Origin of the sequence: Rhodococcus sp. APC 3903, assembly GCF_030407755.1 — a bacterium.
Lineage (GTDB): Bacteria > Actinomycetota > Actinomycetes > Mycobacteriales > Mycobacteriaceae > Rhodococcus_F > Rhodococcus_F erythropolis.
The window spans coordinates 1-1319 of sequence record NZ_JASDCV010000084.1 but is presented as its reverse complement, the minus strand read 5'-3'; the positions used below and the strand labels follow the sequence as shown (position 1 = coordinate 1319).

Sequence of the window (1319 nt, the reverse complement as noted above, 5' to 3'; positions counted from 1 at the left end):
CGGTCGTCGCCGTTTGCCAAGTCTGCGCGTGTTATCTCCTGAATTCGCCGCAAACGATAGTACAAGCTCCCTCGATGCACACAGAGCGCCTCGGACGTTCGCTTTACGTCACCGGCATTGTCCAAAAAGCTCTCCAGCGTCGCGAGAAGAGCCTCACTTTTTGAGTCCTCATGGCTGAGCAAGGACTGCAGACCTGAGTGAATACTGTTCTCGAGTCGATCCTCCGACAGTTCGGCCAGAAGTCCGTAGACGCCGAGATCCCGATAATGCACAACATTTCCGAGCACCTTGACGACCTGGGCTACATCTGCGGAGCGTCTGGACTCTTCGTAGGATTCGCGCACGTCTGCAACCGAGGTTCGCGGTTCACCGATACCAACCCAACATTCGATGTTCTGGCGCCCACTTTCAGACAAGACTCGCTCCCGGGCTGCCACGATCAACGAGTCCAGATGGGTTTGAGTCGAGCGTTCGGCCACCGATACGATCAACAGACTGTGGTCGGGGCGGTCGAGTTGGATTGCACTGTTCCGCGGGAGCCTCCGCCGAAGCTGATCGACGCCGACGGCAACACTCAGACGATCTCTTTCGGTCAATGTCGACCGGTCCACGGGACGGAGCAAGATTGTGACCGCGACTGCTGGACCCGCAGCCATCAAGCCCTCGTCAGCCAATCTGCTTGCCGCGTCCTCGCGCAGCGACCGCTCGCCAGACAGTACGTCTCGAGTAAGTTCCCGCTCCCGACTTCGGGACAACTCGTCCAGCAACTGTTCGCGGTGGAGGATCATCGCCGCCGCATCAGCCGTGCGCCTCAAGACCTCGGCTTGATCCTCGTCAACTTCGCCCTCTGAAGTCAACAGCCAGACGAAGCCCAGCAGCGCATTGCGGTACCGGATCGGCATCCCGACCCGGCCAAGGGTCAGCCCTAGTTCTTCGTTGACGGGAACAGTGAAGAGATCGAGGGCTTCACGGCCTCCACTCGCGTAGATGAAGTCTACAATCTCGCGTGAAACATTCCGCTGTAGAACGGAATTCATTCTGACTGAATCGACGGCACTGTCATGCGAGTTGTACGCGAGTAGACGGATCTGTGCATCGTCGATCGCAACGGAACGGTCCAGTCGGCGCCCGGTAGTATCCACCAAATGCTGTAGTTCTCCGGCCATGGTCGAACTGTACGAGCAGCGCTCGCCGTTTTGCAACATATGACTAAATTCGTCCGCGACAATTTGAACGAATGACAGTGATGCAACTAACTTTCGCGCCATAAGCTCGCTACATGCCGAAGCACATGAGACCCGGAACGTGTTCGCTCGGCC

At 57.7% G+C, this 1319-nt stretch carries 1 protein-coding gene; it reads right to left on the bottom strand.

The window, feature by feature from the left end; translation table 11 throughout:
- On the bottom strand, positions 1-1166 hold a 1166-nt coding region (locus tag QMA15_RS32600), incomplete at its 3' end, for a helix-turn-helix domain-containing protein (protein ID WP_290289321.1).
- Positions 1167-1319: the final 153 nt, after the last annotated feature.